General features: G+C 69.2%; 15 protein-coding genes, 1 tRNA gene and 2 pseudogenes. 7 read left to right on the forward strand and 11 right to left on the reverse strand.

What is annotated here, in order from left to right; all coding sequences use genetic code 11:
• The first annotated feature begins 443 nt into the window (after positions 1 to 443).
• Positions 444 to 3,269, forward strand: a complete 2,826-nt coding sequence (locus ACN28A_RS11135) for a BTAD domain-containing putative transcriptional regulator (RefSeq protein WP_421394763.1) — start codon at positions 444 to 446, stop codon at positions 3,267 to 3,269.
• A 93-nt stretch (positions 3,270 to 3,362) separates the two neighbouring features.
• On the opposite strand, the gene ACN28A_RS11140 is transcribed toward ACN28A_RS11135, so the two are convergent.
• From ACN28A_RS11140 to ACN28A_RS11150, 3 genes are read right to left on the reverse strand one after another with little or no spacing between them, the layout of a single operon-like run.
• Positions 3,363 to 3,668, reverse strand: coding sequence for a DUF1048 domain-containing protein (locus ACN28A_RS11140; protein WP_421394765.1), 306 nt, complete (start codon positions 3,666 to 3,668; stop codon positions 3,363 to 3,365).
• A 1-nt stretch (position 3,669) separates the two neighbouring features.
• Positions 3,670 to 4,026, reverse strand: coding sequence for a DUF1048 domain-containing protein (locus ACN28A_RS11145; RefSeq protein ID WP_421394767.1), 357 nt, complete (start codon positions 4,024 to 4,026; stop codon positions 3,670 to 3,672).
• Positions 4,023 to 4,349: a PadR family transcriptional regulator gene (locus ACN28A_RS11150; RefSeq protein ID WP_421394768.1), complete on the reverse strand. Its 327-nt coding sequence runs from the start codon at positions 4,347 to 4,349 to the stop codon at positions 4,023 to 4,025. The genes ACN28A_RS11145 and ACN28A_RS11150 overlap by 4 nt, the downstream gene beginning before the upstream one ends.
• A 151-nt stretch (positions 4,350 to 4,500) precedes the next feature.
• Between ACN28A_RS11150 and ACN28A_RS11155 the strand changes: the two genes are divergently transcribed.
• Both ACN28A_RS11155 and ACN28A_RS11160 read left to right on the forward strand, forming a co-directional pair.
• Positions 4,501 to 5,442, forward strand: a complete 942-nt coding sequence (locus ACN28A_RS11155) for an ATP-binding cassette domain-containing protein (protein WP_421394769.1) — start codon at positions 4,501 to 4,503, stop codon at positions 5,440 to 5,442.
• Entirely contained in the window at positions 5,439 to 6,188 is a 750-nt protein-coding gene (locus tag ACN28A_RS11160) for an ABC transporter permease (protein ID WP_421394771.1), read from the forward strand. The genes ACN28A_RS11155 and ACN28A_RS11160 overlap by 4 nt, the downstream gene beginning before the upstream one ends.
• On the opposite strand, the gene ACN28A_RS11165 is transcribed toward ACN28A_RS11160, so the two are convergent.
• Positions 6,172 to 9,306: a BTAD domain-containing putative transcriptional regulator gene (locus ACN28A_RS11165; RefSeq protein WP_421394774.1), complete on the reverse strand. Its 3,135-nt coding sequence runs from the start codon at positions 9,304 to 9,306 to the stop codon at positions 6,172 to 6,174. The genes ACN28A_RS11160 and ACN28A_RS11165 overlap by 17 nt on opposite strands.
• Positions 9,307 to 9,431: 125 nt before the next feature.
• Between ACN28A_RS11165 and ACN28A_RS11170 the strand changes: the two genes are divergently transcribed.
• Positions 9,432 to 10,235 carry a CPBP family intramembrane glutamic endopeptidase gene (locus ACN28A_RS11170; RefSeq protein ID WP_421394775.1) on the forward strand — a complete coding sequence of 268 codons (804 nt, stop codon included), beginning with the start codon at positions 9,432 to 9,434 and terminating at the stop codon, positions 10,233 to 10,235.
• Positions 10,236 to 10,330: 95 nt separating this feature from the next.
• Here the strand turns inward: ACN28A_RS11170 and ACN28A_RS11175 are convergent, their stop codons facing one another.
• On the reverse strand, positions 10,331 to 11,824 hold the full coding sequence (locus tag ACN28A_RS11175; RefSeq protein WP_421394777.1) for a fibronectin type III domain-containing protein: 1,494 nt from the start codon (positions 11,822 to 11,824) through the stop codon (positions 10,331 to 10,333).
• A 655-nt stretch (positions 11,825 to 12,479) separates the two neighbouring features.
• The gene (locus ACN28A_RS11180) at positions 12,480 to 15,194 is read right to left on the reverse strand and encodes an ATP-binding protein (protein WP_421394779.1); all 2,715 of its coding nucleotides are present in this window, start codon (positions 15,192 to 15,194) and stop codon (positions 12,480 to 12,482) included.
• Between the two features lie 157 nt (positions 15,195 to 15,351).
• Here ACN28A_RS11180 and ACN28A_RS11185 point away from each other — a divergent pair, with 157 nt between their 5' ends.
• Positions 15,352 to 16,539, forward strand: coding sequence for a glycosyltransferase family 4 protein (locus ACN28A_RS11185; protein ID WP_421394780.1), 1,188 nt, complete (start codon positions 15,352 to 15,354; stop codon positions 16,537 to 16,539).
• A gap of 555 nt (positions 16,540 to 17,094) precedes the next feature.
• Here ACN28A_RS11185 and ACN28A_RS11190 read toward each other — a convergent pair.
• The 4 genes from ACN28A_RS11190 to ACN28A_RS11205 form a co-directional block, all read right to left on the reverse strand.
• On the reverse strand, positions 17,095 to 17,517 hold the full coding sequence (locus tag ACN28A_RS11190) for a hypothetical protein (RefSeq protein WP_421394781.1): 423 nt from the start codon (positions 17,515 to 17,517) through the stop codon (positions 17,095 to 17,097).
• Positions 17,518 to 17,645: 128 nt separating this feature from the next.
• Positions 17,646 to 18,332: a hypothetical protein gene (locus tag ACN28A_RS11195; RefSeq protein WP_421394782.1), complete on the reverse strand. Its 687-nt coding sequence runs from the start codon at positions 18,330 to 18,332 to the stop codon at positions 17,646 to 17,648.
• Positions 18,333 to 18,598: 266 nt separating this feature from the next.
• A complete protein-coding gene (locus ACN28A_RS11200) occupies positions 18,599 to 19,228 on the reverse strand; it encodes a helix-turn-helix domain-containing protein (protein WP_421394785.1) in 630 nt (209 codons plus the stop codon).
• A gap of 353 nt (positions 19,229 to 19,581) precedes the next feature.
• Positions 19,582 to 20,052, reverse strand: coding sequence for an IS66 family transposase (locus ACN28A_RS11205; RefSeq protein ID WP_421404298.1), 471 nt, complete (start codon positions 20,050 to 20,052; stop codon positions 19,582 to 19,584).
• 35 nt (positions 20,053 to 20,087) lie between these two features.
• Here ACN28A_RS11205 and ACN28A_RS11210 point away from each other — a divergent pair.
• A pseudogene (locus tag ACN28A_RS11210) lies at positions 20,088 to 20,437 on the forward strand (tyrosine-type recombinase/integrase); the annotation flags it as partial.
• Positions 20,427 to 21,014 (forward strand): annotated as a pseudogene (locus tag ACN28A_RS11215) (integrase core domain-containing protein); the annotation flags it as partial. The pseudogenes ACN28A_RS11210 and ACN28A_RS11215, both read left to right, overlap by 11 nt.
• 146 nt (positions 21,015 to 21,160) lie before the next feature.
• Here ACN28A_RS11215 and ACN28A_RS11220 read toward each other — a convergent pair.
• A tRNA-Thr gene (locus ACN28A_RS11220) sits at positions 21,161 to 21,234 on the reverse strand.
• Positions 21,235 to 21,360 lie beyond the last annotated feature (126 nt).

Genomic DNA, 21,360 nt, shown 5'->3' on the forward strand with positions numbered 1-21,360 from the left:
GAAGCGCGACGTCGCGAACGACAATGCCGCTCCGACACCGGCTCGGTGCCCACGCCCAGGCAGTTGCACGAGGCACCTGCCGGCCGCCGCACGGCGCGCACGAGCCGTACCCCGCCCACCTGATCCGGCAGGCGGAACGAGGTACGGCTACGACGTGACCTCCGACGGCAGGTGAACCGGCGACGGCCAGGGGGGCTGGCCGTCGCCGGAGCATGACATCAGCAGTTACCGACCCAGGTGGTGCAGCCGCACCACGGGCCACCGCCGGGGTTGCGGCCTTGACGGCCGGCCCGACAGTCCACCCAGCACCGCAAGCCGATCGTGCGGGTGTCCCCGTCACCAACGATCTTTTCCGGTACGGCAGTTACACCAGCTACACGTCGGCGATACATTTGCTACACGCGCCGGGGCGGGCGATCGCAAGATCCACGGGGGCGGGACCAATGCGGTACACGATCCTGGGCACGGTGGAGGTGTCCGCGCACGGGCGGCCGGTGGTGGTGGCCCGCCCGCAGCGGCGGGCGCTACTCGCCCTGTTGCTGCTCAACGCCAACCGCACGGTGAGCCCCGACGCGGCTGCCGAGGCGCTGTGGGGCCCGGCCGCACCGCAGACGGCGCGAGCGCAGGTCCACTCCGCCGTCTACGCGCTGCGCGCGCAGCTGCGCGACACCGGTGGCGAGGATGCGATCCCCTGGTCCGCCGGCGGCTACACCATCCACGTCGAACCGGGACAGCTCGACGCCGCCCTCCTCGCCAGCCACCTCACGCAGGCGAAGGGACACCTGGCCGGCGGGCGGTTCGCCGACGCGGCCAGCACCGCACGGGCCGGCCTGCGGCTGTGGCGGGGTGAGCCGCTCGGCGATGCCCGGGGCGCCTTCGTCCCGGCCGCCCGCGAACACCTGCACGAGCGCCGCCGGGCCACTCTGGAGACCCTGGCCGAGGCCGAGTTGGCGATCGGCAACGACTTCGAGGTGCTCAGCGAACTCGCACCGATGATGGACGAGTACCCGCTGCACGAGGCGTTCTGCGGCCTGCTCATGCGAGCGCTGCAGCGCGCTGGGCGTACCGCCGAGGCGCTGGACCGGTTTCGGCGCCTGCGAGCGGCACTGGCCGAGCAGCACGGCCTTGATCCGGGGCCGGCACTCACCGAACTGGAGGGTGCCATCCTCCGCGGTGAGCTGGCGCGGCCGGCGGCCGGCGCGGCACCGGCCGCTGCGGCGGCGGCCGAGGTCAGGGTTTCGTCCCAACCGCCGCCGATCGAGGTTCCGGCCCAACTGCCGCCGGACGTGTACGGCTTCAGCGGCCGCGCCACCGAGATCGCGTGCCTCGACGCGCTGCTGACCGGCGCGACCAGCCATCCCACGGCGGTGAGGATCGCCGCCGTCTCGGGGATCGCGGGAATCGGCAAGTCCGCCCTGGCCGTGCACTGGGCGCACCGGATGTCCGGCGCCTTCCCGGACGGCCAGCTCTATCTGAACCTGCGCGGTTACGACCAGGGCGGCGCCGCGGTCTCGCCGGAGGACGCCCTGCACGGCTTCCTCGACGCGCTCGGGGTGTCGCCGCACCGGGTCCCGGCCAGCCTCGACGGCCGCACCGGCCTGTTCCGCAGTCTGCTGGCCGGCCGCCGGATGCTCGTACTGCTCGACAACGCCCGCGACGCCGAGCAGGTACGCCCGCTGCTGCCCGGGGCGCCGAGCTGCGCCGTGATCGTGACCAGTCGCAACCGGCTGCCGAGCCTGGTCGCCGCCGAGGGCGCCCACGCGCTGGTGCTGGACGTGATGAGCGATGCGGAGGCCCACGAGCTGCTCACCCGGCGTCTCGGCGCGCAACGGACCGCCGACCGCCACCCACTCGACATGATCATCGCTGGTTGCGCCCACCTGCCGCTGGCGCTCGCGGTGGTGGCGGCACGGGCGGCGACGAGTACCCATCTGTCGCTGGACAGCCTCGCCGCAGAACTGCACACCGGCGACGCCCGCGATCGGCTCGACGCCCTGGCCGGCGACGACCGCGCGGTCGACGCACGCGAGGTCTTCTCCTGGTCCTACCACCTTCTCGGGGCCGAAGCGGCGCGGCTGTTCCGACTGCTGGGCCTGCACCCCGGCGCGCATGTCGGCCCGTACGCCGCCGCCAGCCTCGCCGGGCTGCCCGCCAACCGGATCCGGCCACTGCTGGCCGAACTGACCACGGCCAACCTCGCCACCGCGCACAACCACGGGCGGTACGCGACACACGACCTGCTGCACATGTACGCGATCGAACTGACCCACAAGGAGGACACCGACGACGAGCGGCGGGCGGCGCTGCGGCGGCTGCTCGACCACTACCTGCACACGTCCCGGGCAGCCGCGCTGCGACTCAACCCGCCACGCGACCCGATCGCCCTCGACCCGCCCGCGACCGGCACGAGCCTCGACGTCCCGGCCGACCACGACGCGGCGCTCGGCTGGCTCACGGCCGAACGACCCGCGTTGCTGGCGATGATCCGACTGGCCGCGCGGGCCGGGTTCGACACGCACGCCTGGCAACTCGCCTGGACCCTCGACGACTTTCTGGATCGCCGTGGCCACTGGGCCGACCAGGCCAGCAGCCAGGAGACGGCTCTCGCCGCCGCACGGTCACTCGCCGACCTGCCCGGCCAGGCCCAGGCATGCACCAGCCTCGGCCGGGTCTACCAGAAGCTCGCCCGCTACGACGACGCCGACGCGCACCTGCGCCACGCCCTCGACATCTTCAGCCAGCTCGGTGACGGTGCCGGGCGCGCGCGCGTGCACTACAACCGTGCCCAGGTGTCGGAACGCCGCGGCCGGTACGAGGAGGCGCTCCGGCACGCGCAGGCGTCCCTCGAACTGTGCCGGGCCAGCGGCCACCGCCTCGGCCAGGCCAACACGCTGAGCACGATCGGCTGGCACCACTCCCTGCTGGGCCGGCACCGCGAGGCCGTGACGTACTGCGAACAGGCGCTCGCGCTGCATCAGGAGATCGGCGACCGGCACGGCGAGGCGGCGGGCTGGGACAGCCTCGGCCACGCCCACCAACACCTCGGCCAGTACGACGACGCGCTGGCCTGTTATCTGCGGGCGCTCGCCCTGTGCCGCGAACTGGGCGACCGCTACAACGAGGCGGGTGTGCTGACCAAGCTCGGCGACACCCGGTACGCCGACGGCGCGGTACGTGACGCGCGGGACGCCTGGGCGCAGGCGGTGGCGATCCTCGACGAGCTCGACCACCCGGACGCCGAGGCGCTCCGGCCCCGCCTCCTCGATTAGCCGGGGTACCCGGTGGTTGGCGTGCGGTCCGCAGGCTGGAGTCGGCGGCAATGCGCGGCCAGGGTCGGTCGGGCGCCCGGGTCGCCGCTGGAGCTATCGCCCCAGGGACTCCTGGTAGACGTCGGCATAGGTGCGCGAGTCCTTGATCAGGTCATCGCAGAAGGCGGCGACGTCGGCGCCGGTGACCTCCAGAACGCCCTTGCCGGCTGCGACGCCCTCCTCGAAGAAGTCGACGAGTCCAGGAAGCAGACCATCGTCGAGCAGGTCGGTCGGCCCGACCTTGAACAGGTAGCGCTGCATCTCCTGGTAGACGATCCGATAGTCGGGCGGAAGTGCCCTGACCCGGGCGACGTGCGCCCGCCACTGCTTCTTGCCCTCGATGATGTCCTGGATGCTCATGTCAGTCTCCCAACCGGGCCAGTTTGCGTGCGACGTTCCGGTTCAACTGCTCCCGCCACCGGTCGCGGTAGGTGCGGGCCCCCGCTCCGCCGGCCAGCGCCGTCGAGAAGCCGGCGATGTCGTCGCCGAGCACCTCGTCGATGTGCTGCCCGTCGGCCGCGGCCTCCTCGAGCAACCCGAGAGCGGCGTCGGCGACAGGAGTCAGGTTGCGGCCCGTGAAGCTCCCGTACGGGAAGAGGTGGGCCACGATCTGACCCCACGCGGCCTGATAGTCGGCCGGCAACGCCTGCGCCCGGCCCTCGAACGCCTTCCACTCCCGGCTCAGATCGCTGCCCGTGATGGTCTCCCAGAAGCTCATGCCCCGCCCTCCCTGAGTTTGTCGATCCGCGAGGAGACGTACTGCCACTTCGTCCAGAACGTCGCGAGCTCCCTGCGCCCGGCGTCGTTGAGCGTGTAGAACTTGCGCGGCGGACCCACCTCGGACGGCCGCTTCACGACCTCGACAAGCCTGTTGCGCTCCAGACGCAGCAGGATGGTGTACACCGTGCCGTCGATGACGTCGGTGAAGCCGAGCTCGTTCAACCGGCGCGTGATGGCGTACCCGTAGGTCTGCTCACGGCCGATGATCTCGAGCACGCACCCCTCGAGCGTGCCCTTCAGCATCTCGGTCAGATCCTCCACCACAACTCCCCATCCGGTACCTGGTACGACCAAGTACCGGTATAACGTACCACCGAGTACCGCTAGGCGGTAGTACCGGGTACTGGCCGTGTCGGTCGCCGTGTCAGGGCGGTGTCAGGGGGGTGACAGAGCAGCCGTACACGGTGGTTGCATGACAAGTTCAGCGATCGCGGTCCGTGGACTGCGGAAGGCGTACAAGGACAAGGTCGTGCTCGACGGCATCGACCTGGACGTCCAGGCGGGCACCATCTTCTCCCTGCTGGGTCCGAACGGGGCGGGCAAGACGACGACGGTGAACGTGTTGACCACGTTGGTGCGGGCCGACGGCGGCTCGGTGCGGGTCGCCGGGCACGACGTCGCGACCGAGGCGAAGGCGGTGCGGTCGGCGATCGGCGTCACCGGCCAGTTCGCGGCGGTGGACGAGCTGCTCACCGGGCGGGAGAACCTGCAGCTGATGGTGGACCTCGGCGACCTGCGCACCAAGGACGGCAAACAGCTCATCGGTCAACTGCTGGAGCGGTTCGAACTGACCGGGTCGGCGGACAAGCCGGCGTCGACCTACTCGGGAGGCATGCGCCGGAAGCTGGACCTGGCGATGACGCTCGTCGGCGACCCGCACATCATCTTCCTCGACGAGCCGACGACGGGGCTGGACCCACGCAGCCGCCGCACGATGTGGTCGATCATCCGCGACCTGGTGGCCGGCGGGACGACCATCTTCCTCACCACCCAGTACCTCGAGGAAGCCGACCAACTCGCCGACCGGATCGCGGTACTCGACCAGGGGCGTCTCGTCGCCCAGGGAACCCCCGACGAGCTCAAGCGCCAGATCCCGGGGACGCACGTCCGGCTCCGGTTCGCCACCGTCGCCGAACTCGACGCGGCCGCGCGGGTTCTCAACGACTCCACGCGGGACGACGAGGCACTGGCCCTGCGGGTTCCCGGCGACGGCGGGACGAAGTCGCTACGGGCTCTGCTGGACCGGCTCGACGAGTACGCGATCAGCGCCGAAGAACTGTCCGTGCAAACGCCGGACCTCGATGACGTCTTCCTTGCCCTGACGGGCCGTACCACGGAGGTGGCCGCGAAATGAGCACCCAGTCCCACTCGATGGTCATGTTGCGTCGCAACTTCAAGCACATCGCCCGGAATCCGACCTCGGTGTTCAACGCGGTCCTGATGCCGATCGTGATCATGTTGATGTTCGTGTACATGTTCGGGGACGCCTTCAACGTCGGTGTCGACTACATCGACTACGCGACGCCGGGTCTGATGCTGCTGGCCGTCTGTTACGGGCTGGGGTCCACCGCGACGGCGGTGAACTCCGACATGACGAAGGGCATCATCAACCGGTTCAAGGTCATGCACGTCTCCCGCGGTGCGGTGTTGACCGGCCACGTGATCGCCACCGTGCTGACCAACCTGGTCGCCATCGCGGCCCTCATCGGGGTGGCCTTCCTGCTGGGGTTCAGCCCGTCGGCGAGTTTCCTCGACTGGCTCGGCGCGATCGGCATCATCGTGCTGCTCGGTTTCGCGGCCAGTTGGCTCACCGTCGCCCTGGGACTGTCGGCGAAGTCTCCGGAAACGGCGGGACTGGCCTCCGTGCCGCTGGTCATGCTGCCGTTCTTCAGCAGTGCGATCGTGCCGGCGGACAAGATGGGGCCCGGGCTCCGGGAGTTCGCGGAGTACCAGCCCTTCACGCCGATCATCGAGACCCTGCGCGGCCTCCTCGACGGCGCACCGTCCACCGGCACGACGATCACCGCCATCGCCTGGTGTGTCGGCATCGCCCTGGTCGGATACCTGTGGGCGCGGTCCACGTTCACGAAGCGAGCGTGACCGCGACCAACTGACTCCAATCCGTCTCAGCGCCCTTTCGAGCCTCCTCGGCGAACGTCGCTTCGCCGAGGAGGCTGCACACCGTCCGCTCGATCCGGGCCGCGTCGGGGTGGGAACGATCCGGCAGACCACGCACGGCGGCACTCGCCCCCAGCAGCCGCGCGGCCTGCTCGGGCTGGTCGCGACGCAGCGCCAGATCCGCGACCCCGACCAGCACCTGCGCGATCACCGGCGCGTAGCCAACCTCGAGCGCCGCCTGACACGCCGCCGCGCGATGCCTACGGGCCTCGTCGACGTCGACGGCCAGGTAGCCCAGCAGGTCGTGGGTTCCCGCCCGGACACCCGCCTGCTGCGCCTCGTCGCCCAGCAGCGCCGTCATGACTTCGAGCTGTTCGTACGCCGCTTCGACGTGGCCGCCCCAGCGCGCCAGCTCCGCCTTCGACAGCGCCAGTTCGGCGAGCGCGCCCGGCCACGTGACCCGTTGCGCGAGCCGTTGCGACTCGGCTATCGCGGCCGCGCTGGAATCCTCGTCGCCCAGCAGCCAGTAGAGCCGGGCCTGTCGGGACCGGATCCGGATGATCTCCTCGGCGGTGCCGACCTCGGTGACGACCGCGATCGCCTGTTCGTAGTGCGCGCACGCCTCGGCGACGTCGCCGCGCACGGCGAGCAACTCCGCCAGCTCGGTCAGCGCGAACGAGATGCCGAACCGTTCACCGAGGGCCCGGAACTCGGCGAGCGCCTGCTCGAGATACCCGACCGCATCCGGCCCGTCCTGGCCGAGCATGACCCGCATCTTGCCCAACTGGAGGCGGGCCAACGCGCGTACCCAGGGGTCCTCGTCGTCCAGCAGCGGTTCCCACGCCGCCAGGATCGCGTCGGGTGCCCGCAACATTCGTTCCAGCGGGACGACGAGCGACAGGCCCGGGTGGCCGCGCGGACTGTGCCGGCTGAACCGGTACGCCTTGTGGATCCACTCGGCGGCGTGGTGTTCGTCGCCCGGCCCGGAGTTCACGAACAGCACCACGAGCGCGTACACCGTGGCCCGGATGCCGTCGGGCACCTCGCCCGGCGTTTCGGTGGCCGCCGTGATCAGCTCCATGCCCTCGGTCCGGTAGCCGCCGAGCCACCAGTACCAGCCGGCGCCGGCGGCCAGCCGCATCGCCGCCTGCGCTTCACCCGCCGCGAGCGCGCCGCGCATCGCGGCGGCGATGTTGTCGTGCTCGGCGTCGAGCGTGGCGAGCCATGCCAACTGGTCGGCTCGGCGAAGCTGCGGCTCGGCAGTCTCGGCGAGGTCGGTGAAGTAGGCCAGATGCGCGTGACGCGCCAGCTCCGCTTCCCCCGCCTCGGCGAGGCGGTACAGGGCGTAATCCCTGATCGTGGCGAGCATGCGGTAGCGCAAGGTGGGGTCGCCGTCGACGATCAGCAGTGACTTCTCGGTCAACGCCGTGAGTACCTCGAGCACCTCCTCCTGTTCGATGGTGGCATCCGCGCAGACCCGTTCGGCGGCTTCCAGGCTCGCCCCGCCGGCGAACACCGACAGCCTGCGCAGGACCGTCCGTTCGGCGTCGGTCAGTAGTTCCCAGCTCCAGTCGACCATCGCGCGCAGCGTCCGGTGCCGGGGCAGCGCCGTACGGCTGCCGCCGGTCAGCAACCGGAACCGGTCGTCGAGCCGGCTGGCCAACTGGTCGACGGACATGGTGCGCAGTCTGGCCGCGGCCAACTCGATCGCCAGCGGCATCCCGTCCAACGCGCGGCAGACGCGCGCCAGCGTCGATGACGTGTGGGCGTCGACCGCGAGATCTCTGCGCACCGCGTTCGCCCGGTCGCGCAGCAACCGGACGGCGGGAGAGGACTCCATCTCGGCGGGGCCGGCCTTCCCGTCCGGCAGGGCCAGCGGCGCGACCGGCCACAGCGCCTCGCCGATGATGCCGAGCGGTTCCCTGCTCGTCGCCAGGATCCGCAACCGCCGACAGTCTCCGAGCAGCCGGTGGGCGAACGTCGCCGCCGACTCGATCATGTGCTCGCAGTTGTCCAGGATCAGCAACATCGCCCGGGTCCGGATCGCCGCGACGAGCCGGTCGGTCAGTTCCGTGTTCGGCGCCTCGCCGAGCAGGGCGTCCCGGAGGCCGAGCGCCGCAAGGGTCGCCTGGGCCACGTCACCGTCGGCGCCGGCGGCGGCGAGGTCCACCAGCCAGGCGCCGTCCGGCAGGTCGTCCAGCAGCCGGCGCGCGGTTTCCGTGGCCAGCCTGGTCTTCCCCGATCCGCCCGGGCCGATCAGGGTGGTGAGCCGGTGTTCGCCGGCGAGTGCGCCGACCGCGACGACAGCCTCGTCCCGGCCGATGAAGCTGCTCAGCTCGGCCCGCAGGTTGGTCTTCCGATCATCCCGCCGACCCACCTCGCCCCGGAGCAGCGCGACGTGCAGTGTCGAGAGTTCCGGTGAGGGATCGACGCCCAGGGCGTCCGCCAGTGCCTCCCTCGCGCGCTCGAAGACCAGCAGCGCCTCGGTGGCACGATCCGTTCCGGCGAGGGCACGCATCAGTGCGGCGACCAGACGTTCCCGTACCGGGTGCGCGGCCACCAGGTCGGTCAGCTCGGTGACCACCTCCGCGCCGTGACCGAGGCCGACCTCCAGGTCGAACCGGTCCTCCAGGGCGGCCAGGCGTAGCCGGTCGAGCCGGGTGACCGCCGCGTCGAACGCCGCGCTGTCGGTCAACCCGACGTCCTGCATGGCCGCGCCGCGCCACAGGGCGAGCGCCTCACGCAGCCGTCCCACCGACTGCGGATCCTCGCCGTCACGGACCCGGGTGACGAGACGTTCGAACCGTACGGCGTCGACCGCGTCCGGCTCGACCATCAACCGGTAGCCGTCCGGCTGCCCCTCGATCAAGCCCTCCGGCAGTACCTTCCGCAGCCGGGAAACCAGACGTTGCAGGGCGTTCGCCGCGTCAGCAGGTGGCTGTTCACCCCAGACCCAGTCGACGAGCGCCGCCTTGGAAACCCCGCGACCAGGGCTGAGCGCGAGCGCGACCAGGAGTCCACGCAACCGCGCGCCCGGCACGCTGACCGGGACGTCACCGTTCACGCGTACCTCGAACGGCCCCAACATCCTGATCTGCACCTGGTAGATCCTGCCACGGACGATCCACGGCCCTCACCTGCGCCGGGACACCCGGCAGGATCGTCGCGTCGCCGTGTCAGCGGCAGGACAGGGCTGTGACAGGAGGCGAGGCAATTCTTCTACCCATGCAGAGAACATCGACCCTCACCGCCGCGCCGGAACGTGTCCGACCCAACCGCCTCGTCGAACTCCTGGTTGCCGACCGTCACTCGCTTCCGCTGTCCGTCGCGCTGCACCTCGTGCCCGGAGCACTTGTCGTCGGGGCGTACCTGCTCCTGGCCGAACCGTTCGTCAAGGCGATCGGCTACCCGATCTTCCTGGCCTGGGCGATCGCCCTGGTCGTCGTACTCGTGCCGATACAGATCGGCCTGCTGTGGCTGGGCCGACGGCGCACCGGCCGCCTGTCACTGCGCGGAGTCCTGGCCTACCGGGACAGGCCGATCTCCCGGGGCAAGATCATTGCCCTCATCGCCGGGCTGATCGTCTGGATGACGGTGGTGTCCCTGTCGCTCACCCCGCTGGACAACTTCGTCTTCGACAACTTCTTCACCTGGATCCCCTTCGAGGGTGCGGGCGGCAGCGCCACCACCTATATCGACGGGTACGACCGCTCGCTGCTGGTCACCACCATGCTGATCTGCCTGCCACTGACCGGGTTCACCCTGCCGCTGATCGAGGAGTACTACTTCCGCGGCTTCCTGCTGCCCCGCATCGCCCACCTGGGCTGGGGGGCGCCCGTGCTCAACACCGTCCTGTTCTCCGTGTACCACTTCTGGGCCCCGTGGACCGTACTGTCAAAGATCGTCTTCCTGTTCCCGGCCGTCTGGCTCGTCTGGCGCAAGCAGGACCTCCGGGTGTCGATCGGCATGCACCCCGGCACGTGCCTACTCATGGCCACGCTGGGCACCATCGCCCTGATCCTGATGTAGATCCGGTTCGAGATCGGGTAGCGATGTCGACATATGCCCCAATCCGCTTGCTGCTCGTGCCGGACGACCGGCACGAGCAGCAGGCGTCGCCTGCCCTACGGCGGCGGAAAGAACATGCCCTGCGCGGTCACCGGCGGACTGGCCGCCGACTCGTTGCCGGCGGCATCGACGGCGACCACCGTGTACGTGTGCCAAGTCGCCCCGCCCACCGCCAACGTCAGCTGGGTCCCGTCGGCCGCTCCGGCGACGGTCGCGCCCTCGTACACCCGGTAGCTGACAGCGGGCTCGCCTCCGGTGGAGGCAGACCACGCCAGGGTGAGCCGAGCGTCGGTGGGCCAGTTGCCGGGGGCGTTGCCGGTGACCTCGAGCGACGCCGGTGCCGCTGGCCGGGCGGCGGGACCGGGTGTGGTGGTGACCCGCGCCTGGGCGGAGCGTGGGGTCTCGCCGCAGGACTGGGGAAGGGTCGCGCTGACCCGATAGACGTGTCGGGACTCGGACGGCAGACCGGAGACGACCGTCTCCGGGTAGCGGGAGGTGGCGACAGCCGTGTCACCGTCCCAGATGGTGTACGAGGTGGCGGTGGCGTCGAAGGTCCAGCCGAGCCGCACCGACGACGGGGAGAGCGCGGTCGCCGTCAGCCCGACCGGCCGGGGCGGGCTGCTCAGGCAGGTCTCGGTACTGGCCGACACCGCTGGGCTGTGCGTCGACTCGTTGCCGGCGGAATCGAGCGCGGCGATGGTGAAGCGGTGCCAGGTGGCGTGAAAGAGCCGTTGGACGGTGGCCGTGGTGCCGACTGTGACGGCGACCCGGGTGCCGCCCTCGTAGACCGCGTACCGGTCCGGTGGCGGTCCGGCCGGCGCGGTCCAGGCCAGGCTGATTGTGGTGTCGGTGCGCCCGGTGACGGTGAGCCCGGCAGGCGGGGCGGGCCGCGCGGGATCACCGGCGGCGGTCGTGGCGCTGGTCGAGCCGACCGGTTCGGTCGATCCGGGACCGCATTGGTTGAGTCGGTAGAGCCGGATCTGGTGATCGGTGGCGGGCGCCAGACCGCCCACCCGGGCGCTGGTCAGCGATGTCCAGCCCAGGCTGACGCCGTCCACCCGCAGTTCCAACTCACCGCCGAGCGGGTGCCGGGGCCAGGAGAGCGAGACCGCCGACGCGGTGACGGCGGTGACGGTGATCGGCAGGGTCGGGGTCGGCAGGCACTCCGGGTTGACCCCGGAGAGCCAGGACCGGCCGGTCACCGGCTCGGTCGGCGCCGACTCCCGCCAGTGTCGGTCGACAGCGGTGACGGTGTACGCGTGCGACGAACCGAAGAGCACGTTCATCGTCGCCGACGTGGTGGTGGTGCGGGCGACCACTTCTCCGCCCTCGTACACCCGGAAGGAGTGGACCCGTGGCCCGGTGGGCGGTTGCTGCCAGGTCAGGCTGATCGCGGTGCCGTTGGTGCTGGCCCAGAGCGCGGTCGGGGTCGTTGGGTCGGTCGGTCCGCCGTGCCGCGCGGCGGCGGGGGATGCGCCGAGCAGAATGACGGCGATGAGTGCGGCGCTGGTCCGCACGGCGGCGCCGCGCCAGTGGGATGGGGTACGCACGGCTGTCCCTCCATTGACACGACCATTTATCGACTGCAATCAATCATATCTAGGAGACTGGCGCACCGACGCCATGTCAAGCGCGTTCGCGCTCCTGGCCGAAGACCCGCCGCGACGGCTTCGGCGCCGGATCAGCCCCGCCACCGACGCTCAGCTCGTGCAGCCCCGCAAAGCCTCCGTGCTGGTGGTCTTCGGGGGGCGATTCAAAACTACATCGATAGAAATAGGGCCCCGACCAGCGAATCTGCCGGTCAGGGCCTTCCTTGGAGCCGCCTGACGGAATCGAACCGTCGACCTACGCTCCTCGAACTCTGTGATCTTGGCGTCGTCATCGACTGTCAGTACTTGACGCTGAGCTGCGCAAACGACCAGGCAAGGTGATCATCACTTGTCGCCACTGGTCAACCGTTGGCAGGGGTTTGCGGGGTAAACGGGGGGCCGACACCAGGCGCGGCGCATCGCTATCGCCGGGCTGGCGCGGGTTGGCACCCCGCCGGGGCGCGTCACAGAACTGCAACAACGCAACGTCGCTGATCGACGCCTGGTCGTTGAGGCAGTGTTCAGCCTCTGACCATCACAGTCGGCCCCGGACGCAGACGCGTCCGGAGCCGACTGTGATGCGTGAGCCCCTGCCGGCTGGGAGTCGCAGTCGCGATCAGAGGTTTTCCAACACAGCCGCCACCCGGTCCACGCCGGCCGCGCCGATGCGCGTCAGGATCGTGCGGGCCTGCTCCGCGGCGGCGCGGGCTGGCCCGGAGTCGCCGGCCGTAGCGAGGGCGTGGGCCAGGCCGAGGAGCGCTTCAGCTTCTTCCAGCGGGTTGCCGATCTCGCGAGCAAATGCGAGCGCTGACCGGTGTGCTGCCGCCGAAGCTGCCGCGTCGCCGACGGCCAGCTCTAGGCGGCCGAGGGAGTTATCGACCGCGGACAGGCCCAGGCGGTCCGGCAACGCCGCATAGACGTCGCGTGCCTCGGCGAGACGGCTACGCGCGTCCCGCAGCCGGCCGGTCGCCACGAGCAGGTCGCTGAACTCTTTCAGTACGCATGCCTTCCCGAGGTCCTCGCCGATCTCCTCGTACAGCCCGACGGATCGGGTGAACGCCGCCTCAGCCTCGTCGTGTCGGCCGAGCTCACGATGGGCCGCTCCGGTGTCGATGAGGTTCTCGGCCTCCATCGAACGATCGGCCAGCTGCCGCGCCAGCTCGCGCGCGGCGTCCAGCTTTTCGATGGCGGCGACGTGGTCGCCCTGGAGCCGAAGCACACTGCCGAGCTTCGTCGTCGCCTGGGCCCGGAGCAGCGGCAGATCCAGCTCCTCGGCGAGTTGCACCGCTTGGCCGAGCGTCTCTGTCGCCTCCGGGTACCGGTCCAGGAAGTAGAAGGTGTTGCCGAGGTTCTTGAGCGACTGGGCCAGCCCGAAGTCGTCGTTCAGCTGCTCGTATTGCGCCCGCGCTTGAGCCAGCAGCTCAACCGCGTCGTCGTACTCGTCCACGACGTAGTACAGCGTGCCCAGGTCGAGCAGCGCCGCGGCAACGCCGCGCAGATCACCCGTGGCCTCACTGCAGCTCAGTGCGGCACGGAAGCTCTCGGCCGACCCGGTGTAGTCGCCGGTCAGCATGCGTACGGTGCCTCGCTCGAGCAAGGTGGCCGGGGTCTCCGGCAACGTCTCCAGGATGGCCGTCGCGGACCTGTAGTCGCCGTGGTTGCGCTGCGCGTTAGCCAGCTCGAGCGCGGCTCGTTCGGCGGCTGAGGTGTCACCCAGCTTCCGGGCCGCCATGAGGGCTCGCTGCTGCAGCCGGATGGCGAGATCCCATGGCCCCGTACGCCTCAGGTGGCGGGACAGCGTCCCGGTGAGGCGCACCAGCCGGGCCGCCTGCTCCGCCAGCTCGTCCAGGCAGGCGATGATGTTTGCGCGATCGGCGGCGAACCAGGCGATGGCCGCGCGGCGGTCTTCTATCGGTGGCTTGGCCCCGGGAAAGACCGGTGCGCCGACCGATGCGGACGCCCCGGCCAGACGCCGGTCGGCCGCATCAGCGACGTCCTGGTAATAGTCGAAGAGCCGGTTCAGGGCGGCCTCCCGATCTCGCCTCGTGTCGTCCTGACGTAGCTCGTGGAGAAAGTCGCGGATCAGGTCGTGCAGTTCGAACCGGCCGTACACGTACTCGTCCACGAGGTTGTCGTGCAGGAGTGACTCGAGGCGCGTGACGCTGGCCTTCAGGTCGTCGCCGCTGAGCGCGGCTGCGGCGTACCCGTCGATGTCCAGCCCCGGGTGCAGGCCCAAGGTGCGAAAAAATCGCTGGTCGGGGGCCTCCAGCGTCTCGTACGAGAGACTGAAGGCAGCCGCGACCTCCTGGTTGCGGACTTTGAGGACCGATAATCGTTGCCGTTTCTCGCGCAGCTGTCTCGCCAGCTCCTCGACCATGAGCGCGCGCCGGTTGCGCATCTTCGCGCCGGCCAGAGCGATCGCCATCGGCAGGTAACCGCAGAGCTGGACCACCTCGTCAACCGGACTGCCGGTCGGCAGGGCCCGCTCGACCACCTTATGGAACAGCGCGGCCGCCTCCTCGGGCGACAGGACGTCCAGAGCGATCGTGGTGGCGTCGAGATCGACCAGCCGGCGGCGGCTCGTGACCAGGACCAGGGACTGGGGTGATCCCGGCAACAAGGGCTTGACCTGGTCGGCGTCGGCCGCGTTATCGAGGACGAGCAGTGCCCGCTGGTCGGCCATGCGCTGCCGCCACAGCGCGGACCGGCCGTCCAGTGTCGCTGGCACCAGCTTGGCCGGGACACCGACCGCGTTGAGCAGATCGGCCAGAGCGTCGAAGGAACTGAGCGGCGGATGGTCCCGCGTGTGGCCGTGCAGATCGATGAAGAGCTGACTGCCGGGGAAGCGGGGCAACAGTCGGCGTGCCGCGTGGTTTGCGAAGGTGGTCTTGCCGACGCCCGGCTTGCCGTCGACGGCGTGCACGGCGATGACCGTGCCCGCCGCCCTGGCCTGCTCGACCGCGTCCCGAACGTGGGCCAGCTCGTCGGCCCTTCCAGTGAAGGTGGGCAGGTCACGGCGTAACCGGTTCACCGGCGGAGGCTCGTGCGGGACCGGGATGATCTCGCTGATCTTGGCCAGCGCTGAGTACAACGCCAGGATCTCGGTCCTGGTCGCGTCCCGGATCGCCTGAGGACGGTCTTCCAGACAGCGATCGAGCCAGAGCTCGATCAGGTCGCGATCGATGATCCGTTTCCACTTGCCCGCCTCGACGGTGGACACCCACGCCACGCTCCGGCCAACCGCTGCGGCGACATCCTTCTGTTGCAGAGCGGCCGGGCCGCGGAGGCCGGCGAGGCGACGACCCAGCTCCTGGCGTTCGGCTTCCGCCACTGTTAGTCCTCCAATTCAGCGTCGCCCAACCGACGACAAGCTCGTGAACTGCGTAAACGCCCTGCGGCAGGGCTTCCGTTTTAGAGTTTGTCCAAACCCGGCCCGATCGGTCCGAAGCTTCTCGTGCGTGAGGCCAACACCGTAACGAGGAGCGAACGTGAAGACCTCTGTTGAAAAGCCTGCCGTCCTGGCGTTGAACTGCGCCTGGCCGGCCTCGAAAGGCGGTATCCCGGCCATGAACCGGCACCTGCTCGCCGCGTTCGCAGCCGACGGGTACCGCGTCGCGTGCCTGGTCGAGGCCCCCACGAGCGAGGACGTCGAGGACGCCGCGGCGCACGGCGTGGAGCTGTACGCCGCAGAGCGCACCCCGGCCGGTCCCTCCATGGTGCTCGACTCGCCGGCGGCGCGCCTGTTCCGACCGGGAATCCTACTGGGGCACGACCGCTTCACCGGGCCGTCCGCCTGGGTGCACAAGCACCTGTACCACCCAAGTGCATCGCTGGTCCACATCGTGCACACGGCCCCCGCCGAGATCGAGCGGTTCAAGGGCGCCCTAGCCGCCACAGAGCGGGCCGAGCAGCGAGAACGGATCACCAGGCGGGTCACAGCCGGCGCGAACGTGGTCGGCGCGGTCGGTCCCCGCCTCCAGCGATACACCGAGGACCTGCTCGAGGACGGGTCCGGTCCGAGCCGGGTGGTGCGCCTCGACCCCGGACTCGGGCCGCTGTGGCCGGGCACCCGTCGCGCGCCGGCGAAGAAGCAGGTTCTCATGCTGGGCCGCACCAGCGATCTTGAGCTGAAGGGACTCGACATCGCAGCCCGGTCGATTGCGGCCGTGCCCGGCGCCGACGCCGGAACGCTCGGGCTGCTGGTGCGCGGAGCCCCACCCGGCGAGTGCGACTCCCTGCACCACACCCTGGTCGTGCTTTCCGGGATGGCCCGGGAGCGGATCGATGTGCGGCCGTTCACGGTCGACCCAGACGAGGTGCGCCGGGATCTCCTGCGGTCGTTGGTCTGCGTCATGCCATCACGGGTCGAAGGGTTCGGGCTCGTCTGCTTGGATGCCATCGCGGCCGGTACGCCGGTGCTGGTCAGTTCGAAGAGCGGTGCCGCAGAGCTGCTGCGGGAGCGGCTGGGCCGGCTCGCCGAGCCGATGGTTGTCGAGATCGTCGATGAGCCGCACACCGATGTACGGGTCTGGAGCGCGGCCATCGCGCGGGTCGTGGCCGATCCGGAGGCCGCGCTGCGGCACGCCGATGAGGTCCGGCACCGGCTCGCCCCCGAGCTGACCTGGCAGCGCACCGCCGCGGCGATCGTCGAAGCGGCCGCCGGCCTGACGGCCTGACGGCTTGCTGCGCTGGTCACCCGGTTCACTCGGGTGACCAGCGCAGCCGTCGTCTGGGTGCAGCGACTCCAGCCGCAGGAGCGCCTCGGCAGGGTCGGCCGGGGCCGACAGCGCGCGGTACACCGCCCAGGTGGTAAGCATCAACTCCCGCATCCCGACTAGGGCCTCGGCCGCGGAGCACTCGCCACACCTGCCACCCGAGCATCCAGACGGCAGAACCGGCTACGGATCCGCGATGACGTTGCGGGGAACGGGATCCCCCCCGTACCCCGTACCCCGCAGCCCTGGGCCCTTCCCACGGTCGTTGCGCGCCGGATGACCGCCATCTCGCGCGCCATGGCGAGCTGAGCAGGTCACTGGTCACGCCCGGCAGATCGACGGTGGCTCAGGAGCACTTACCGAATGAGGAGCACCGGTGACGCTCCGGCGGAATCCTGTGGAAGATCGCCTCCTTGCAATGCGCACACTTGTTACCCTTGCCACGGTCTTTTTCGCAGGCACACGCCACGATTTCCTCCTGATTTCATCGGGTCCGCGATCAGTGTCGACGCCCCCTCAGGCGTCGAAGACGACCCGGGCTTGAGAATCCTGCTGCTTCAACATGTCAGCCACCCCCGCCACGATCTTGCGGGCATGGACGGCGCCGGTCACGAAACCATGCATCGCCACCACGACGACCTCGCGCCGTGCACCTCGATCCCATACGTACATATGCACTGCGGTGGGGTTCGGTGCGCTTGCGCCGTTCCGTATGAATGTCCCCACGGTGAACGCTGGCGGATCTTCGTCGAGCGCCGAAAAAGGACCTTCATCCCTAGGCGTGAAAAAGTCTGCGGTATATACCCCACCGGATACACGCGCAATGATTCCCTGCAACTTCGCCGCTCCGCTCATCAGTGCTCGCGGTGCAGACTCAAAAACTCCTGCGCATTGTTTGATCGTCAAGCTGGTACTGATGCGTGCTATCTTCTCGCCCACCTTCTACTCCCAACTATCCGCAGACCCGGCGACAGGCGACCCGCGACCGTCGCTTTCGCCCGATCAATTGATCAACAAGGATGGCATGCCTGATGCTGCAAATTTTGAGGATCGGAGACACGGTTTGTTCAGTAGAGCCGCGACGGAGGCAACGGAAAGTAAGGCGCGAGCTCAGTGTCGCACCAAAATGTCGGAATTTGAAAAGCGGTACCGATGTCCCAGTAGAGATCGTCGAGCCTTCGCGCCGTCTTCCAATCGCGACACGCGCGGCTAGGGTCGTCGTCGCTGTACTTCGCGTCGATCACCGCCAAGTAACCATCACCGCCGCGGCACAGCACGACCAGATTAGAGTCGGGCTCCGGGACAATGTGCGCCAATAGACGATGTTCACCCACTCTCGGTTCGGTGATCGGCGCCTGCTGCAGCGTCGGCCGCGGCCGACCGACCAGCCACGGCTCGGTACGGCCGTGATGCCGGGCCCAGAATTCGCGCTCGTACCCGTTGAGGTGCAGTTCAGGTACGCCCCGGGAGCGCAGGAACTGCAATGACCGGTGCATCAGCTCGTCGGCTGCCGGGTGCCGGAAATCGCCGCCAAGGAGCTCGATGACTGCGTGTGTCGCTCCGTAGACGGCCCAGCCCTCAGCCGAGGAGACGGCCCGTGTAAGCCGGGTGACGAATGCGTCCGGATCCGCCTGAGCGATCGGAAAGAGCGGACCGATCAGGTCACGCCATATCTCATTCGGATCATCCTGCTGCCCCAAAGGTTTGAACGTGTACCGCCCGAACCTCTCCATCTTTGCGATGAGTTCGTCCAACGACTGCACCCCCCTTCGCTATGACTTGTGAGACTGTCATTGCCGCTCGGCCGGGACCAGTACCGAACACCGATTACAGCCGAGGCGCGCCCGATGACGCGCCGACCGGTCTTCCTAATCGGACGATCGACTTGCCCGCGGGTACCGGTATCCAAGCCCGATGGCCGGTTAGGTGGCAACCGTCAGCGTCCGTACACGAACCCGCGCCGATCGATCGGGCCGGGAGCTGCGGAAAGGATTGTCTTCACAGGTTCGCCCAGTGAACGTCAGCGAACCGGGAACACCTCCGGGGGCAGTGGCTTCTGCCCGAACGCGGCACGGACCGCCGCCCGGAAGTTCCACATCGCATCGGCGAATAGCGCATAGACCTCGCGGTACGCGTCGGTCTCGAGACCGGCCCCCCGCCGGACCGCCGTGCGGATCTCGACGAGGGCGCGGAAGACCGCCTCGCCAGCCGTGACCAGGCCGGGAGTACCGGCGATCAGCAGACTCTCCCGATGTGCGTACAGTCCGGATTTATGAACCGCGAGGTCCGGATCTCCGGCGCCGGGCTCACGGGCGCAGTCGCGCAGTCCCTTGTGAGCTTCGTCCAGGGCAAGCACGAACGCGACGCAGATGTCCCACAGATCCTCCACCGGTGGCGGTTCGGGTCCGTCAGGCTGCCGCTTCCGTTGGTACCGCTGCAACTCCCGGGCTTTTTCGGCCAACCGTCGGGCGATCGTCGTATCCGTTGGCGTCCCGCCCAGGGCAGCGGCCAACGCGGCCGCAGTCCCCGGCGCCGGACACTTGCGCCCGTTTAGCACCTCACCGATATAGCTGGCCGACATTGCGATCTTGGCAGCGATTGCCGTGTTGGAGAACCCGCCGGTCCTGGCCAGCCGACGGAACAAGAGCATCAGGTCCCTAGCTGGCCCAGGTGGCAGGTCGAACGCACCTGGCCGGCCTCTGGTCATGGCAATGTCATACCACAGCCGCACTTCGTTTCAGAGTCTCGTCAGCAGGGCCTCCACGCGACCGACACCCTGGGGGTTGATGTAACCCCGAATCGTGTGGACTTCCCCGCTGCGGCGGCCCAGGGCATCGGTGGGCCGTTCCTCTACGCCCGGCTTCATCCCCCCTCGCCACCGCGTCAGTCAACAGGGAGCTGACCCAGTACCTGCAGGACCTGTGAAAGTCCATCATCGACGCCGATGTCGACGGCCCAACTCCGAACCGGTGAAAATTCACAACGCTAACCGCTGGTGACTGATCAGGTGGTGGCTACGGCGGCGGGTAACCAAGGACGGCCGGCGGCGAGTTCGGTGAGGGTGTGCATGATGTTGCGGCCGTGTGCGGTGGCGGTGGCGAGGTAGGAACGGATCAGCGCGAATTGCTGTGCTCCGTCGAGGGTGCGTAAGCTCCCGGATACTTTCTGCCGGATCTTGACCATGCGGATCTGCCGCTCGGCGGTGTTGTTGTCGAACGGGGACCGCAGGTCGACCGCGAACCGCAGGTAGTCGTCGATGCGGTCGCGCATCCGGCGGCCCAGCGCGGTCAGTTTCCGGCCGGTCTTCGATGTCTGCTGCCCGTGATCCTTGACCGCGACCAGGGCAGCCTGGCGGAACAAGCCGGTCTGCTCGACCAGCAGATCCAGGTCGATCCCGGAAGCCGCCTGAGCACGGGCGGTGTCCACGGCGGTCTTGAGGGCCAACAACGCATCAGCCGCCTGGCCAGGCCACACCTGCTCAGGCGCCAGTTCGGCGGCGGCGGTCTCGACCCCGGCCAACCACTGATCTGGCCGACATCGTCGACCTCATGCTCGCCACCGGCGCCCGCATCGGCGAGATCCTGGCACTGCGCTGGGAAGACGTGGACCTCGCCGCCGAACACCCGATCCTGACGATCTGCGGCACGATCGTCTACGTCAAAGGCAAGGGGTTCTTCCGGCAGGAGTGGACGAAGTCCGACGCCGGCCACCGGGCAGTTGTTCTGCCTCGGTTCGCGGTCGGGATGCTGATGGCCCGCAAGATCACCGCCGCCGACAACCCGCACGACGCGATCTTCGCCTCCCGGCGGGGCACCTGGCTGTCCCGCAGAACGTGCGCCGCCAGTGGCGTGCACGTCGACGTCAAGAAGTACGGCAACATCCCCGACGGCGGCGGCTGGCGCTACCTCGGCCGCGCCCAGGGCGACCGCAACCGCCAGGCCACCGCCCGCCGCACCGGAGCCCGCAGCCCCAACTACGAACCCCGCATCGGCACCGCGTTCGTGCACACCGTCGTCGACGACCACACCCGGATCGCCTACGCCGAGATCCGCGACGACGAGAAAGCCCCCACCGCGGTCGACGTGCTCCGCAACGCCGTCGCCTGGTTCACCGCCCGGGGTGTCACCGTCGAACGGGTCCTGTCCAACAACGGCTCGGCCCACAAATCCCACGCCTGGCGCGACGCCTGCACCGACCTCGGCATCACCCCGAAGAAGACCCGCCCCTACCGGCCACAAACAAACTGCGAGGTCGAACGCTTCCACCGCACCATGACCCACGGCTGGGCACTCGCCCGCCTCTACACCTCAGAGCACGCCCGCAGGAACGCTCTACCCGCGTGGCTACACCACTACAATCACCACCGACCCCACACCGCCATCGGCGACCGGTCACCCATCACCAGGTTGACCAACGTCCCTGGGCAGTACACCTAGCCCTGCACGGACAGCGGCGCCGTCCCGCCGACATGTCGAACCTGATCGCCGACAGGCGTTTCTGGGGGGTTCGGGGGCCGATTCAAAACCACATAGATAAACATGAGGCCCTGACCGGCATTTCTGCTGGTCAGGGCCTCTCCCTGAGCCGCCTGACGGAATCGAACCGTCGACCTACGCATTACGAGTGCGTCGCTCTGACCGACTGAGCTAAGGCGGCAATGTCGGCAAGTGTACGACACCGGCCGCCGGCCCGGCGCAGGGGTTTCCCGACGGCCGACCCAGGAAGATCACCCGGTACCCCGTCCGGTCCCACCCCGGCACGGTCCGCCGGCGGCGCCAGCGG

Source organism: Plantactinospora sp. WMMB782 (assembly GCF_049179135.1).
Taxonomy (GTDB): domain Bacteria; phylum Actinomycetota; class Actinomycetes; order Mycobacteriales; family Micromonosporaceae; genus Plantactinospora.

Coding starts and splice junctions, on each gene's coding strand:
- ACN28A_RS11135 (WP_421394763.1), top strand. CDS start 444: ATGCGGTACACGATCCTGGGCACGGTGGAGGTGTCCGCGCACGGGCGG.
- ACN28A_RS11140 (WP_421394765.1), bottom strand. CDS start 3,668: ATGAGCATCCAGGACATCATCGAGGGCAAGAAGCAGTGGCGGGCGCAC.
- ACN28A_RS11145 (WP_421394767.1), bottom strand. CDS start 4,026: ATGAGCTTCTGGGAGACCATCACGGGCAGCGATCTGAGCCGGGAGTGG.
- ACN28A_RS11155 (WP_421394769.1), top strand. CDS start 4,501: ATGACAAGTTCAGCGATCGCGGTCCGTGGACTGCGGAAGGCGTACAAG.
- ACN28A_RS11160 (WP_421394771.1), top strand. CDS start 5,439: ATGAGCACCCAGTCCCACTCGATGGTCATGTTGCGTCGCAACTTCAAG.
- ACN28A_RS11170 (WP_421394775.1), top strand. CDS start 9,432: ATGCAGAGAACATCGACCCTCACCGCCGCGCCGGAACGTGTCCGACCC.
- ACN28A_RS11200 (WP_421394785.1), bottom strand. CDS start 19,228: ATGCTCTTGTTCCGTCGGCTGGCCAGGACCGGCGGGTTCTCCAACACG.